The organism is Hoeflea sp. BAL378 (assembly GCF_000759435.1).
Lineage (GTDB): Bacteria > Pseudomonadota > Alphaproteobacteria > Rhizobiales > Rhizobiaceae > Hoeflea.
Window position 1 is genome coordinate 1 of record NZ_JRJG01000097.1, and the last position, 15,229, is coordinate 15,229.

A 15,229-nucleotide genomic window follows, 5' to 3' on the forward strand; every position below is an offset into this window, starting at 1 on the left:
GGGCTGCCGGCGAGTTGCCCATCGGCGTCCTTGCCGGGCTGACCGCTCAGGCGCTCGAAGGAATTTGCGCGGACGAAACCGGCGCTCTCGACGCGCTCTGGGGCGATGAGGCCGGATCCGACCTGGCCGGCCTGCTGCTCGAGACGCGCGACAGCGGCTCGCTACTCGCCATGACCGGTCGCGAGTGGATCGATGCGCTCGAGGCGCTGATGGCAGGCCGGATGGTCAAGCCGCGCGGCGGCGGGCATCCCCGCGCCTTTGTCTGGGGCGCGCTCGAGGCCCGGCTTCAGCATGTCGACACGCTGCTGATGGGCGCCTTGAACGAAGGCGTCTGGCCGCAGGCCGGCCAGGAGGACCCGTTCCTGTCGCGCTCCATGAAGGCGGCGATCGGGCTCGAACCGCCCGAACGCCGCATCGGCCAGGCGGCCCATGATTTCCAGATGGCGATGGGCGCCCCCGAAGTGGTGCTGTCGCGCGCCTTCCGCTCCGGCAAGGCGCCGACGGTCGCCTCCCGCTGGCTGCAGCGGCTGCTGGCCGTCGCCGGTCATCAGCCGGCCCACGAGATGCGGGCGCGCGGCGAAGCGCTGCTCGCGCATGCCCGCGGCCTCGACCAGGGCCCGTCCACCCCGCCCGCGCAGCGCCCCGAACCGCACCCGCCCGCGGAGCTTCAGCCGAAATCCTATTCCTTCTCCGAGGTCGGCCGGCTGCGCCGCGATCCCTATGCGATCTATGCACGGCGGGTGCTGAAGCTCGATCCGCTGGAGCCCTTCCTCGCCGATCCCGGTCCGCGCGAGCGCGGCACGCTGTATCACCAGATCCTCGAGGAATTCGTTTCGGGTCTGGAACCAGCCTCGCGAAGCTTGGAAGCGCTCCGCGCCATCGCCGCCCGGCATTTCGCCGAAGCGAGGCTGCCGGACGCCACCGCGCTGGTCTGGCGGTTGCGGTTCGACAAGGCCGCCGCGACGATCGTCAAATGGGAGATGGAGAATTCCGGCGGCCTGGCGCGGTCGCTGGTCGAGGCGCGCGCCGGTCTGGAGATGCCGCTCGCCGGCGTGCGGCTCACCGGCATGGCCGACCGTATCGACCTGCGCCGGGACGGCACGGCCTGGATCATCGACTACAAGACCGGCGGCTCGCCCTCGCGCAAGGAGGCGCGCATCCTGCTCGATCCGCAGCTTGCGCTCGAGGCCCATGCGCTGATGCAGGGCGGCTTTGCCGATCTTGGCAGCCTGCCGGTGTCGGGCCTCTTCTACCTGCGCCTGACCGGCAAGGAGCAACTGGCCGACCGGATCGACGACGATCCGCTCAACCCGGGCAGGGGCGAGCCGCTCCACGCCCCGGATCTGGCGGCCAGGGCCGCCGAGGAGTTCGCCCGGCTGGTGGGCCTGCTCGCCTCGGGCAGGCGCGGCTTCCTGTCGCGCGCCATTCCCGAAAGCGCGCGCGCGCTCGGCGGCGACTACGACCACCTCGCGCGGGTCGCCGAATGGCAGACGGCGGTGGATGCGGATGGGGACGGCGATGAGTGAGGCGGACATCCCGGCCAGCGTCTCCGACACCACGCTGCGTCAGAACCTGGCGGCGACCCCGACGCTGTCGGCCTGGGTGTCGGCCAATGCCGGCTCCGGCAAGACCCATGTGCTCGCCCGCCGGGTGATCCGGCTGTTGCTGAGGGGCGCCCGACCCTCGGCGATCCTGTGCCTGACCTACACCAAGGCGGCGTCGGCGGAGATGTCCAACCGGGTGTTCAGGACACTGGGCGAATGGCTCCGGCTCGACGATGCGGCCCTGGCCGACCGGATCGCCGACCTTGAGGGCGGCGCAGTCGAGCCGCATCACCTGGTGCTGGCCCGGCGGCTGTTCGCCACGGCGCTCGAAACCCCGGGCGGTCTCAAGATCCAGACCATCCACGCCTTCTGCGAGGCAGTGCTGCACCGGTTTCCACTCGAGGCGAACATTCCCGGCCATTTCAGCGTGCTCGACGACCAGAAGGCAGCCGAATTGCTGACTGAAGCCCGCCGGCAACTGATGTCGGCGCAATCTCTCGAACAGGACCCGGATCTCGCCGATGCCGTCGTCGGCGCGCTGGAGCTCGGCGGCGAGGCGGGTTTTGACAAGCTGCTTTCCGGCCTCTATGCGCGCCGGCGCGACTATCTTGCCTTTGACGCCAAAGCCCGCGCGACGGGCGGCGCAGAAGCGATGATCCGCTCGGCCCTCGGGCTGGAGCCGGACGAGGACGAGGCATCAGTGACCGCGCAGGCCTGGCCGCTCGACGCCCTGCCGGTGGACTATGCCAGGGCGCTGTTCGCCTTCGCAGAATCGGCCAAGTCTTCGGCAAGAGCGCACACGCTTGCCTATGGGTTGCTGGAATGCGGCTCCGAGCCGGATCCGGCGAAGCGCCTCGACATGCTCAGGCAGGTGTTCTTCACCAAATCCGGCGAACCGGCCAAGCTCGGCAGCGCCGCGACGAAGATCGTGGCGGAGCGCTTTCCCGATCTTGCCGAGCGCATCGAGCGCGCCCAGGCGCAGGTCCTCGGCGTCTGCGACCGGCTGGCCCGCTTGAATGCCCTTCGCGCCTCGCTGATGGCGTTCCGGCTGGCGCGGCGTTACCTGGGCGGCTTCGAGGCGCTCAAGACCCGCCATGCGCTGCTCGATTACGACGACCTGATCGCCGCCACCGAGACGCTGCTGAACAAGAGCGGCGCCAGCGCCTGGGTCCATTACAAGCTCGACCAGGGCATCGACCATGTTCTGGTCGACGAGGCGCAGGATACCGCGCCCTTGCAATGGAGTGTGATCGGCGCCCTGTCCGACGAGTTCTTTGCCGGCGAAGGATCACGGCCGGCGATCCGGACCATCTTCGCCGTGGGCGACGAGAAACAGTCGATCTATTCGTTCCAGGGCGCGCGGCCGGAGCGCTTCGCCGAGGAACGGCGGCGCGTCGCCGCCCGCGCCCGTGCGGCCGATGTCGAGTTCGAGCAGGTCTCACTGCGCGTCTCGTTCCGGTCCGCCATTGAGGTGCTCAAACTGGTCGACCATGTCTTCGCGACCTCCGACGCGCGGCGCGGCATGGGCGCCGACGGCGACGCAGTGATCCACGAGACGGCGCGCCAACGCGCGCCCGGGCTGGTCGAGCTCTGGCCGATGATCGCCAAGGAAAAGAGCGAGGGTGACGAGGACTGGACCGCCGCCTTCGACGAGGTGCCAGAAACCGCGCCGGCGGCGCGGCTGGCGCGCCGCATCGCCGGCCTGCTCGGCCACTGGGTCGGCCGCGAGACGATCGAGGACCACAAGACCGGGACCCTGCGCCTGGTCGCGCCCGGAGACATCCTGGTGCTGGTGCGCAAGCGCGACGGCTTCGTGCCGACGCTGTTGCGCACGCTCAAGGCCACCACGGACATTCCGGTGGCCGGCGCCGACCGGCTGCGCCTGACCGATCACATCGCGGTGCAGGACCTTATCGCGCTCGGCCGCTTCGCGCTGCTCGCCGAGGACGACCTGTCGCTGGCAGCCCTGATCAAGAGCCCGCTTCTGGGTCTGGGAGAGGACGAGCTGTTCCGCCTGGCCGCGCTGCGGCCCGAAACACTGTCGGTGTGGCGGAGGCTGCGCGCGCTCGCGGAGAGCGACCCCGCCTTCGCGACAGTCGAACAGAAGCTCGTCCGCTGGCGGGCCAGGGCGACGCATCTGCCGCCGCATGATTTCTACGCGGCCCTGCTCGGGCCCGACGGCGGGCGCCGGGCCTATCTGGGCCGGCTCGGCCATGAGGTCGGCGACGTGCTCGACGAATTCCTGGGCCTCGCCCTCGACCACGAGCAGGCCGGGCTGCCCGGACTGCAATCCTTCCTCGCCATGCTCGAAACCGAGGCGCCGGAGATCAAGCGCGAGATGGAGGGCCAGTCCGGCGCGGTCCGGATCATGACCGTGCACGCGGCCAAGGGACTCGAGGCGCCGATCGTGTTCCTGGTCGATTCCGGCGGCGAGGCGTTCCAGCACGCGCATCAGCCGCGGCTCTGGATGCTGCCGGCGTCCCCGGGCCGCACCAACGCCCCCTCCGTGCCGCTGTGGCTGCCCGACAAGACCTACGAGAACGGCGCGACGGCGCCCGTGCGCGAGCTCATGCGCAACCAGGCCGAGGAGGAATACCGCCGGCTCCTCTATGTCGGCCTCACCCGCGCCGCCGACCGGCTGGTGGTCTGCGGCTATCGCGGCTTGCGGGAGGTCAAGACCCCGACCTGGCATTCGCTCGTTTCGGCCGGGATGGATGCCGCCGCACAGGAGAGCGGATATTCGGTCTCCGAGATCGAGCATGATTTCGACGGCGAACCCTTCGCCGTCAGGCGCCTGTGCCGCGCCGCCGCCGTCACGGGCGTCGTCGACACCGGTCCGCAGCCGGACGTCGAGCCGCGGCCGCTCGGCGACGGCATCGCGGTTCCTTCGGCGCCGCTGCCCCCGCCCACGCGCCTGCCGCGGCCGCTGGCGCCGTCGGGGGTCAGCGCCGTGCTCGAGGACCAGGGCGGCTTGGCGTCGCGGTCACCCTTCTCGGAGACCGGGTCCGGATCCGCCGCCGCGCTCGAACGCGGCACCATGATCCACCGGCTGTTGCAGGTCCTGCCCACGGTGGCGCCGGAGCAGCGCCCGGTGCTGCTTGCCCGCTATCTCGCCCGCGCCCTGTCGGCCGGTCAGGCGCCGGCGGCGGCCGAGATCGAGCGGCAGGTGCTCGCGGTCCTCAGCGATCCCAAGTTCTCCCCGGTGTTCGACACGACCGGCGAGGCCGAAGTGTCGGTGATGGGCACGTTGCACATCGGCGGCGAGGACCGCGCTGTCTCGGGCCGCATCGACCGCATCGCGCTCGATGGCGACCGGGTGGTGATCGTGGATTACAAGACCGGCCTCGCGCCCGCGCCGGGAGAGGCGCCGTCGGCGGGCCATGTCTCGCAGCTGGCGATCTACCGGGCGCTGCTCATGCCGCTCTATCCCGGGCGCCGGATCGACGCCGCGCTTCTCTATGTGTCCGGCCCGCATCTGGTCGAAATCGCGGGCCCCGCGCTCGACGAGGCCATCGCCGCGCTGACGGGATGAGCGCCCAGCCCGGGCTCGAGCCCCGCCGGGCCGGCAGGGGGAAAATCACGGCTGGGTGATCGGTCCCGAAAACCCTTGAATAGTCAGTGGCGAAGCCTCACATTAGCTCCAACCCTATCATCATCAAAGGAGTGCCGAATCATGGCGACCGTGAAAGTAGACAGCGCCAATTTCAAGAGCGAAGTGCTCGAATCCACCGTGCCGGTCGTCGTCGACTTCTGGGCGGAATGGTGCGGTCCGTGCAAGATGATCGCCCCCAGCCTCGAGGAAATCTCCAACGAGATGGAAGGCAAGGTGAAGGTCGCCAAGCTCAACATCGACGAAAACCCCGAACTCGCCTCGCAGTTCGGCGTCCGCTCGATTCCGACGCTCGCCATGTTCAAGGGCGGCGCCGTGGCCGACATCAAGGTTGGCGCCTCGCCCAAGTCCGCCCTGTCCAACTGGATTTCGGGCGCCGCCTGATACCTGAGGTATAGGCAGACATCGAAACCCGTCCGGCTTGCCGGGCGGGTTTTCTGCTTTCCGGCTTGCCGGTGCGGCTCTGTCAGACGGGTGGCGTGCCGTTGACCCTGAGCACGTCGCCCAGGAGATAGAGCGACCCGCCGATCAGGATCCGCGGTGGCTTCTCCAGCCGGTTCCAGTTGTCGCAGATGGCAGCGATCGCCGTCTCGACGTCCGGTGCAGATTCAGCGCTCAGGCCCGCCTCGTCGGCGGTGTCGGCCAGGAATTCCGGGTCGAGCCCGGCGTCCGAATCCGGCACCGGCACGGTGAACACATGCCGCGCCATCCCTTCGAAGGCCTCGAAATAGCCCACCGGATCCTTGGTGTTGATCATCCCGGTGATCAGGAACAGCGGCCGTGAGTCACGGTCGTTGAGATTGGCCATGGCCTCGGCGATGACGCGGCCGGCGCCGGGATTGTGGCCGCCGTCGATCCACAGTTCGACGTCGTCCATGGCGTTCTCGACCAGGCGGCCATGGGTGAGCCGCTCCAGCCTCCCGGGCCAGGAGACAGTGGTGAGGCCTTGGGCGATGGCCTTTTCGTCGAGCTTGAACCCGGCCGCCTTGAGCGCCCGGATCGCCGCGGCCGCATTGGCCTGCTGGTGCCGGCCGGCAAGCCTGGGCAGGGGCAGGTCGAGCAGCTCGTCTTCGTCCTGATAGGCCATCCGGCCGTTTTCCTCCACGGCGAAGTAATCCTGGCCGTAGACGCTGACCCTGCAGCCGTGCCGCTCGGCGATTTCCGTCAGCACGTCGCGCGCCACATCCTCGGTCTGCGCGCCGATCACCACCGGGGTTCCGCGCTTGATGATTCCGGCCTTCTCCGCGGCGATCAGCTCCACGCGGTCGCCGAGATAGGCCTGGTGGTCGAGCGAGATCGACATGATCACCGAGGCCGCGGGATGGGAGATGACATTGGTGGCGTCGAAGCGGCCGCCAAGCCCGACCTCGATCAGCGCCGCATCCGCGGGATGCTCGGCAAACAGCACGAACATCACCGCCGTCAGGATCTCGAAGACGGTGATCATCTCGCCCTGGTTGGCGTCGGCCACCCGCCGCACGGCGTCGGCCAGCACCGCGTCGGCGACAAGCTTGCCGCCGCCTTCCGCGCCGAGGCGGAAGCGTTCATGCCAATTGACTAGATGCGGCGAGGTGTGGACATGCACCTTCAGGCCATGGGCTTCGAGAATGGCGCGGCAGAAGGCGCTGGTCGAGCCCTTGCCGTTGGTGCCGGCGACATGGATCACCGGCGGCAGCTTTTCATGCGGGTTGCCGAGCCGCTCGAGCAGCCGTGTGATCCGGCCGAGCGACAGGTCGAACCCCTTCGGATGCAGCGCCATCAGCGCGGTGATTTCCTTCTCGGCAGCCGACACGACCGCTCCTCTCGCCGATGTCATCGGCAGTTGTGGCCTTGGGAGACTGTATTCACGGGATTGACGTAAGGACTGCAGAAGCGCGTCCGCCGGGATCGCCGGACGCCGGGTGCTCTAGTGCGCGGCTTCGGCGCGTTCGGGCTCGGCCACGGGCGCCACGGGAGAGGGAAGCGCCATCGGCGCGGGAGCATCCATCTTGAGGAAGATCCTGAGCAGCCGCGCAATCGTCTCCGGCAGGTCGTGGCGATGCACCACCATGTCGACCATGCCGTGTTCGAGCAGGTATTCCGAGGTCTGGAAGCCTTCCGGCAGCTTCTCGCGGATGGTCTGTTCGATCACCCGTTTGCCGGCAAAGCAGATTTCCGCCCCCGGTTCGGCCAGGTGCACGTCGCCCAGCATCGCATAGGAGGCCGAGACCCCGCCGGTGGTCGGATTGGTCAGCACCACGATATAGGGCAGGCCGGCTTCTTTCAGCATTTCGACGGCCACGGTCGTGCGCGGCAACTGCATCAACGAGAGAATCCCCTCCTGCATGCGCGCGCCGCCGGAAGCGGGAAACATCACCAGCGGGCAGTGCCGCTCGATTGCCGCCTCGAAGGCCTGGATGATGGCTTCGCCCGCGGCGATGCCCAGCGATCCGCCCATGAAGGCGAAATCGTGCACGCAGGCAATGATCTTGACGCCCTTCACCGCGCCGTGCGCCGCGACCACCGAATCCTCAAGGCCGGTCTTGGTCCGGCTCTCGCGCAGGCGGTCGCTGTATTTCTTCGAATCCCGGAACCTGAGCGGATCCTGCGGTACCTTGGGCGAGGGCAGCATCTCGTACTTGCCGCCGTCGAAGATGTGCTTGAGCCGGGCCTCGGCCGACATCTTCATGTGGTAGCCCGACGCGGGAATCACGAAATGGTTTTCCTCGAGATCGTTGTGGAACACCATTTCCCCGGTCTCGGGGCACTTGATCCAGAGGTTTTCCGGCACCTCGCGGCGGCCGAGCATCGAATTGATCTTGGGCCTGACGTAGTTGGTAATCCAGTTCAAGGCGGTCTCTCCGGTTCTTCCCGTCTAATGTGGGGACGTTACTCGGCCGGCGCAAGCCGGGCCGCGCGAACGCCGGTGGCAAGCCCGCGCACCATGGTGGCGACGCTCTCGACGGTGTCGGTGGTCGCCGCACCCTTGGCGTCGAGCGTGTTGGCGATCTGGTTGACGATCGCGGTGCCGACCACGACGCCGTCGGCGGACTGGCCGATGGCGCGCGCCTGCTCGGCGGTCTTGACGCCGAAGCCGACGCAGACCGGCAGGCTGGTGTGACTCTTGATCCGGTCGACCGCCAGATTGACCTTCGAGGTGTCGGCGATGGCCGATCCGGTGATACCGGTCATCGACACGTAATAGACGAAGCCGGAGGTGTTGGAGAGCACCCGCGGCAGCCGCTTGTCGTCCGTCGTCGGCGTCGCCAGACGGATGAAGTTGAGGCCGGCCTTGAGCGCCGGCAGGCACAGTTCGCCGTCCATTTCCGGCGGCAGGTCGACCACGATCAACCCGTCGATGCCGGCCTCGCGCGCGTCCGCCAGAAAAGTGTCGACGCCATAGACATAGATCGGATTGTAATAGCCCATCAGCACGATCGGGGTCTCGTTGTCGCCCTTGCGGAAGTCGCGGGCGAGCGCGAGCGTCTTCTTCAGCGTCTGACCGCCCTTCAAGGCGCGCTGTCCGGCCATCTGGATCGCCGGGCCGTCGGCCATCGGATCGGAAAACGGCATGCCGAGCTCGATCACGTCGGAGCCGGCGCCGGGCAGCGCCTGCATGATCTTGAGCGACGTGTCGTAGTCGGGATCACCGCCCATGAAATAGGTCACCAGCGCCGGCCGGCCCTCGGCCTTGAGTTTCTCGAACCGTGTGTCGATGCGTGTGGTCATGATCAGAGCTCCACTCCGAGGATCTTGCCGACGGTGAAGATGTCCTTGTCGCCGCGGCCGCACAGGTTCATCACGATGATCTGGTCCTTGCCCATCTTCGGCGCGCGCTTGATCACCTCGGCCAGCGCATGGCTGGGCTCCAGCGCAGGGATGATGCCCTCGAGACGGGTCAGCAGCTGGAACGCCTCCAGCGCCTCGGTGTCCATGATCGGCACATACTCGACCCGGCCCGATTCCATGAGCCAGGAATGCTCCGGGCCGATGCCGGGATAGTCGAGGCCGGCCGAGATCGAATGGCCTTCCTTGATCTGGCCGTCGCCGTCCTGCAGCAGATAGGTGCGGTTGCCGTGCAGCACGCCGGGCGATCCGGCGGTGAGCGAGGCGCAGTGCTCCTCGCCGTCGAGCCCCTTGCCGCCGGCCTCGACGCCGACGATCTGAACGTCCTTGTCGTCGAGGAACGGATGGAACAGGCCGATGGCATTCGAGCCGCCGCCGACGGCCGCCACCAGCATGTCGGGCAGGCGGCCTTCCATGGCCAGCATCTGCTCGCGCGCTTCCTCGCCGATCACCGACTGGAAGGTGCGCACCATTTCCGGATAGGGATGCGGGCCTGCCGCGGTGCCGATCAGGTAATAGGTGTCGTCGACATTGGTCACCCAGTCCCTGAGCGCCTCGTTCATGGCGTCCTTCAGCGTGCCGTGGCCGGAGGTGACCGGGTGCACCTTGGCGCCGAGCAGCTTCATGCGGAACACGTTGGGCGCCTGGCGCTGCACGTCGGTCGCGCCCATGTAGACTTCGCACGGATAGCCGAAGCGGGCGGCCACGGTGGCGGAGGCCACGCCGTGCTGCCCGGCGCCGGTTTCGGCGATGATGCGGGTCTTGCCCATGCGCTTGGCGAGCAGGATCTGGCCCACGCAATTGTTGATCTTGTGCGACCCGGTGTGGTTGAGCTCGTCGCGCTTGAAATAGATCTTCGCCCCGCCCAGGTGCTCGGTCAGCCGCTCGGCGAAATACATCGGCGACGGCCGGCCGGTATAATGGGCGTTGAGATGGTCGAGCTCGGCGCGGAAGGCCGGATCGGCCTTGGCCCTGGTCCATTCCTCCTCCAGCTCCAGGATCAGCGGCATCAGCGTTTCGGCCACGAAACGGCCGCCGAAAATGCCGAACATGCCCTGCTCGTCGGGACCGGTGCGGAAGGAATTCGGATGGGTTGTCTGGTTCAATTCACTTACTCCTGAAACCGTCCCGTTCGGGGGTCATTGTCTCCGCATCGCGGACCGCGCGGACAAAGGCGTCGATCATGGCGAGGTCCTTGACGCCCGGCGCGCTTTCGACACCGGATGAGACATCGATGCCGGGTGCGCCGCTGATCGTCAGCGCCTCGCCGACATTGTCCTTGGTCAGTCCCCCGGAAAGCATGTAATCCAGGCCTTCGTCAAGGCGCGCCAGAAGCCGCCAGTCGAAGCTCACGCCATTGCCGCCGGGCAAGTCTGACCCTTTCGGCGGCTTGGCGTCAAACAGAAACCGGTCCGCAACCCCGATATAGGGCGCGATCGCCTCAAGATCAGGGGCCTCGCGGATGGCCAGGGCCTTCATCACCGGCAGCCCGAACCGGGCCTTGAGCGCGCTCACCCGTTCCGGGCTTTCCTCGCCATGCAATTGCAGCCAGTCGGGCCGGACGGTGGCGACGATCTCGTCGAGCCCGGCATCGTCCATGTCGACGCTGACCGCCACGGTCTCCAGACCGCGCGCCCGCGCGCGCGCCGCAAGCTCCGCAGCCGTCCCGACCGCGACATGCCGCGGGCTCTTCGGAAAGAAGATGAACCCGGCCATGTCGGCCTTCAGGTCGGCTGCGCGATCCACTGCCTCGGGCGTGCTCAGGCCGCATATCTTGATGGTTGCTGTCATGGCGGCTGACCTCGCACAAAACGCCGCGCGAGTCGAGACAGGGGCGCCCCGATCCGGCCCGTCCGGAGCCCCCGGCGACCGGGTCAGAATGTCACGGCGAACAGGCGCGAGCCGTTCTGCTTGAGCCAGCGCTTGGCTTCCTTGGTGCGCGGGCAGAGCTGGGTGCAGGTGGCCCAGAAGTCCGGCCCGTGATTCATTTCCTTGAGATGCGCCACTTCGTGCGCCGCCAGATAGTCGATCACGAAGACCGGCGCCATGGCGATCCGCCAGGAAAAGGACAGGTTGCCGTCCGAGGTGCAGGAGCCCCAGCGGCTCCTGGTGTCCTTGTAGGCGATGGCGCGCACCGGCCGGCCGAGCGTCGCCGCATGCGTCCGCACCATGGCGTCCAGCTCCAGTTTCGCCACGCGCTTGAGATGGTCGGAGACGCGCCGGCCGACATGTTCGGGCGATCCCGACACCCTCAGCGTGGCGATGCCGTCGATCTCGATCTCCTCGGCCAGCCCGCGCAGCCTGCCGGTCATCTCGATGCGGTGATCGACGCCGCGGATCGGGATGGTCTTGTCCTGCGCCAGCGGCCCGCTTTCGGTCACGCGCGCCAGCTTCGTCATCAGCCAGCCATGGTGGCGGGTGAGAAAGTCATGGATTTCCCGGCCCGGCAGTCCCTTCGGGATGGTGAGTTTCAGCGCCTGGCCGCCCGGCTCGATCCTCAGCGTCATCCGCGTCGCCCGCGCGTTCTCGCGGATGGTCAGCGGCAGGTCGCGGCCATTGACCGTGACCGCCGCGGGGCGGGGCGCGGAGATTTTTGCGGTGGGGCGGCCAAATCCGAACATGGGCTGCTTTTTATCCGATTCGCCGGGGCTGCAAGGCTGAAAATGGGGTGGTCCGGGCAAGAAAAAGGCGGCGTCCCGAGGGGGACGCCGCCCTGTGTCGCCAGGTCTGGCGATCAGCCGTCGATTTCGGGAACAGAGCCGGACGTGCGGGCCCTGTTCTGGCTCGCCTCGCGCTTGGCCATGAACCGGTCGAATTCCTCGCGGTCACGCGCCATACGCAGGTCGCGCATGTGCTGGTCGAATTCGCGGCGCATCTCGTCGAGCTTCTTGCGCTCTTCGTCGAGCCGCGACAGTTCGGCGTCGCGCCATTCATCGAAGGCGGCATTGCCGCTGCCGGCGGTGCGCATGCCGTGGCGGTTCCTGCGGAACGAGCCCGCAAAATTGTCGGTGGCGCGGTTGACATCGGCCTTGAACGCGTCGAGCCGGTCACCCCAGATGATATAGGCGAGCATGGCCAGGCCGAGAGGCCAGAAAACCATGAAGCCCAGAACCATCAGGGCGATGGTCGCCGGCGTCCATGCGGGACGGATCAATGCGGTCTGTGTCATAAGTCTCAACCTCATCTCGGTAAGGGAAGCGGGGATCGTTCCCTTGTGTTTTTGATGTGGTATGGACCCGGGCGCGATTCAAGAAAACGCCCGCAGGAAACGGATATTTCCTTGTTTTAACGGGACAATATTCGACCGCTAAACTTTGAGGCAAAGGCCGCCCAGCGCCCGGGCGGATCCGCTCGCGCGCCGCCGGGCATGACCTGTCCCGAAGCCCCGGAGCGCGCTTGCGCATCCCCGGGGATGGGCTTTCAGTCGCTGCGGCCGCCCTTGATGAGCTTCGGCGCAGTCTTCTTGCTGCGGTTGGCGCGGGCATGGGTGCGGATGAAGTCGAGGATCCGCGGCGCGATCTCCGAGCGGAAACGCGAGCCGTTGAAGACGCCGTAATGGCCCACTTTCGGCTGCACGTAGTGGTGCCGCATGTCCTGGGGGATGTTGGTGCAGATGGTCTGCGCCGCCTCGGTCTGGCCGAGGCCCGAAATATCGTCGTTCTCGCCCTCGACGGTCAGCAGCGCCACGCTGCGGATGGCAGTGGTGTCCACCTTGCGGCCGCGATGCAGCATCTCGCCCTTGGGCAGGGAATGCTTGATGAACACGGTGTCGACGGTCTGCAGGTAGAATTCCGCGGTCAGATCCATGACGGCGAGATATTCGTCGTAGAAATCGCGGTGACGCTCGGCCGAATCGCCGTCATCCTTGACCAGGTGCAGGTAGAAGTCCTTCTGCGCGATCATGTGGCGGTCGAGATTCATCGACATGAAGCCGGACAATTGCAGGAATCCCGGATAGACCGACCGGGAAAATCCCGGCAGCGGCCAGGGTACCTGCATGATCACATTGTCCTCGAACCATTCGATCGGCTTGGCCTGCGCCAGCTCGTTGACGCCGGTCGGGTTGATGCGCGTGTCGATCGGCCCGCCCATCAGCGTCATCGACGACGGCGCGAAGGTGTCGCCGCTCTCCTCCATCACCGCCACCGCGGCCAGGACCGGCACGGAAGGCTGGCACACCGCGATCACATGGGTGTCGGGGCCGAGCGCATGCAGCATGGAGATGACGTAGTCGATATAGTCGTCGAGGTCGAAACGGCCCTCGGTCACCGGCACCATGCGGGCGTCGGTCCAGTCGGTGATGTAGACTTCGGCCTTGGGCAGCAGGGTTTCCACCGTGCCGCGCAGCAGGGTCGCGTAGTGGCCCGACATCGGCGCCACGATCAGGATCTTCGGATCGGGCCGGTGATTGTCGGGAAGCGCCCGCTCGAAATGGATGAGGTTGCAGAACGGCCGCGACCAGACGATCTTCTCGTGCACGGAGACCTTGCCGGTGTTGAGCGAGGTCTGGTCCAGCCCAAAGGCCGGCTTGCCGTAGCGGCGGGTGGTGCGCTCGAACAGCTCGAAGCCTGCGCCCATCGCGCGCCCCAGCGGTGTGTGCGACAGCGGGTTGATCGGATTTCGGAAGGCCAGGCGCATCGCGTCGGCATAGGCGCGCATCGGCGCCACGGCCGCATGATTAAGCTCGTACATCTGGTAGAACATGACGTTTAGCCTCGGTTTCCGACAGCACAGGCTGCCCGGTTAACGCTATCATGAGGCCATAACCTTTAACGAGTCTGACCTGTTGCAGCGCGCAAAATGGTAAACGAGCCTATCACGCTTTTGTTGCATTGCAACAACAGAGCCTGCGAATTCGGGGCGTCTGCGCCCGGTCACCGGCGTGGCGAAGGCCCGGCGGAACCGGCCTTGTCCCTATGCATGACGCGGAACTGGCAGTAGCGCCGGCCCCGGCCTGCTTCTAAGCCATCAGGTGCCACACGCTCAGGGAGCCAAGCCGTTGCAGCCATTCACGGGCAGTTTTACCCAGCAGGAAGCGCTCGATGACACCGTCATCGCGGCCGCCGCCGAGATTCTGCGATCCGGCCGGCTGCACCGCTACAACACCGCCGCCGGTGAACTCTCCAAGGCCTCCGAACTCGAGCAGGCCTATGCGCTCTATCAGGGCGCGCGCTATTGCCTGGCCTGCGCCTCGGGCGGCTACGCCATGGCGATCGCGCTCCGCGCCGCGGGCCTCGCCCAGGGCGAGAGCGTGCTCACCAACGCCTTCACCCTCGCCCCGGTGCCCGGCGCCATCGCCTCGGCCGGCGGCAAGCCGGTCCTTGTCGAGATCACCGAGGAGCTGGTGATCGATCTCGACGACCTCGAGCGCAAGGCCCGCGCCACCGGCGCGCGGTTCCTGCTCCTGTCCAACATGCGCGGGCACCTGGCCGACATGGACCGGCTCGCCGATCTCGTCCGCCACTATGAAATGATCCTGATCGAGGACTGCGCCCACACCATGGGTGCGGCCTGGAACGGCCGCAAGAGCGGCAATTTCGGCCTCGCCGGCTGTTTCTCGACCCAGACCTACAAGCATCTCAACTCCGGCGAGGGCGGCCTGCTCACCTCCGACGACCCGGACTTCATGGCCCGCGCCATCCTGCTCTCGGGCTCCTACATGCTCTATGAGCGTCATGGCGCAGCCCCTTCGCCCGAAATCTTCGAGCGGGTGCGGCTCGAGACGCCCAACATGTCGGGCCGCATGGACAATCTGCGCGCCGCCATCCTGCTGCCGCAGCTCGAACGCCTGGAGAGCAGCATCGCCCGCTGGAACGAACGCTACCGCGCGGTGGAGGACGGCCTCTCCGCGGTCGGGGGCCTGGTCCTGCCCCGGCGTCCCGAGGCCGAGCGTTATGTCGGCAGTTCGATCCAGTTCCGGCTGCCCGGCCTGTCGCGATCCCGGTCGGAAGCCTTCGTCGCCGCCTGCAGGGCGCTCGGCGTGGAGCTGAAATGGTTCGGCGCGCCCGATCCGGTGGCCTTCACCTCCACCCATCACAGTTGGAAATATGTCGATCCGCAGCTCCTGCCCGAAACCGACCATGTGCTGTCGACCCTGTTCGATATGCGCCTGCCGCTGACATTCTCCGTGGATGATTGCCGCCACATCGCCGCGATCATCGCCCATTGCGCGCGAGACGCAGCAAGCTCTACGCCCGAGGTCGCCGCGGCTCCGCGCTCCGTGCTCGCAGGCGAATGAGCCGCCGTTCTG

At 67.2% G+C, this 15,229-nt stretch carries 12 protein-coding genes; 4 read left to right on the forward strand and 8 right to left on the reverse strand.

Features of this window, described 5'->3' with window-relative positions:
- From addB to trxA, 3 genes are all read left to right on the forward strand, one after another.
- On the forward strand, nucleotides 1-1,526 hold a 1,526-nt coding region (gene addB, locus LL06_RS26990), incomplete at its 5' end, for a double-strand break repair protein AddB (protein WP_035530394.1).
- Nucleotides 1,519-5,076 carry a double-strand break repair helicase AddA gene (gene addA / locus LL06_RS18770; RefSeq protein ID WP_161784993.1) on the forward strand — a complete coding sequence of 1,186 codons (3,558 nt, stop codon included), beginning with the start codon at nucleotides 1,519-1,521 and terminating at the stop codon, nucleotides 5,074-5,076. The genes addB and addA, both read left to right, overlap by 8 nt.
- A gap of 141 nt (nucleotides 5,077-5,217) precedes the next feature.
- Nucleotides 5,218-5,538, forward strand: a complete 321-nt coding sequence (gene trxA / locus LL06_RS18775; RefSeq protein WP_035530355.1) for a thioredoxin — start codon at nucleotides 5,218-5,220, stop codon at nucleotides 5,536-5,538.
- 82 nt (nucleotides 5,539-5,620) lie between these two features.
- Here trxA and LL06_RS18780 read toward each other — a convergent pair whose 3' ends face one another.
- The 8 genes from LL06_RS18780 to LL06_RS18815 form a co-directional block, all read right to left on the reverse strand.
- Nucleotides 5,621-6,970, reverse strand: coding sequence for a folylpolyglutamate synthase/dihydrofolate synthase family protein (locus tag LL06_RS18780; protein ID WP_035530358.1), 1,350 nt, complete (start codon nucleotides 6,968-6,970; stop codon nucleotides 5,621-5,623).
- A 90-nt stretch (nucleotides 6,971-7,060) separates the two neighbouring features.
- On the reverse strand, nucleotides 7,061-7,984 hold the full coding sequence (gene accD / locus LL06_RS18785) for an acetyl-CoA carboxylase, carboxyltransferase subunit beta (protein ID WP_035530360.1): 924 nt from the start codon (nucleotides 7,982-7,984) through the stop codon (nucleotides 7,061-7,063).
- Nucleotides 7,985-8,022: 38 nt separating this feature from the next.
- A complete protein-coding gene (gene trpA / locus LL06_RS18790; RefSeq protein ID WP_035530362.1) occupies nucleotides 8,023-8,862 on the reverse strand; it encodes a tryptophan synthase subunit alpha in 840 nt (279 codons plus the stop codon).
- A 2-nt stretch (nucleotides 8,863-8,864) separates the two neighbouring features.
- On the reverse strand, nucleotides 8,865-10,085 hold the full coding sequence (trpB, locus tag LL06_RS18795; RefSeq protein WP_035530364.1) for a tryptophan synthase subunit beta: 1,221 nt from the start codon (nucleotides 10,083-10,085) through the stop codon (nucleotides 8,865-8,867).
- Between the two features lies 1 nt (nucleotide 10,086).
- Nucleotides 10,087-10,770 carry a phosphoribosylanthranilate isomerase gene (locus tag LL06_RS18800; protein ID WP_035530366.1) on the reverse strand — a complete coding sequence of 228 codons (684 nt, stop codon included), beginning with the start codon at nucleotides 10,768-10,770 and terminating at the stop codon, nucleotides 10,087-10,089.
- Nucleotides 10,771-10,853: 83 nt separating this feature from the next.
- A complete protein-coding gene (locus LL06_RS18805; RefSeq protein ID WP_035530368.1) occupies nucleotides 10,854-11,600 on the reverse strand; it encodes a SprT family zinc-dependent metalloprotease in 747 nt (248 codons plus the stop codon).
- Nucleotides 11,601-11,713: 113 nt separating this feature from the next.
- Nucleotides 11,714-12,148, reverse strand: coding sequence for a DUF2852 domain-containing protein (locus tag LL06_RS18810; RefSeq protein WP_035530371.1), 435 nt, complete (start codon nucleotides 12,146-12,148; stop codon nucleotides 11,714-11,716).
- Between the two features lie 251 nt (nucleotides 12,149-12,399).
- Nucleotides 12,400-13,683 (reverse strand): polyhydroxyalkanoate depolymerase, encoded by a 1,284-nt coding sequence (locus LL06_RS18815; protein WP_035530373.1) that lies wholly within the window; start codon nucleotides 13,681-13,683, stop codon nucleotides 12,400-12,402.
- Nucleotides 13,684-13,978: 295 nt separating this feature from the next.
- On the opposite strand from LL06_RS18815, the gene LL06_RS18820 reads away from it, so the two are divergent.
- A complete protein-coding gene (locus LL06_RS18820) occupies nucleotides 13,979-15,217 on the forward strand; it encodes an aminotransferase class I/II-fold pyridoxal phosphate-dependent enzyme (protein WP_052161723.1) in 1,239 nt (412 codons plus the stop codon).
- Nucleotides 15,218-15,229 lie beyond the last annotated feature (12 nt).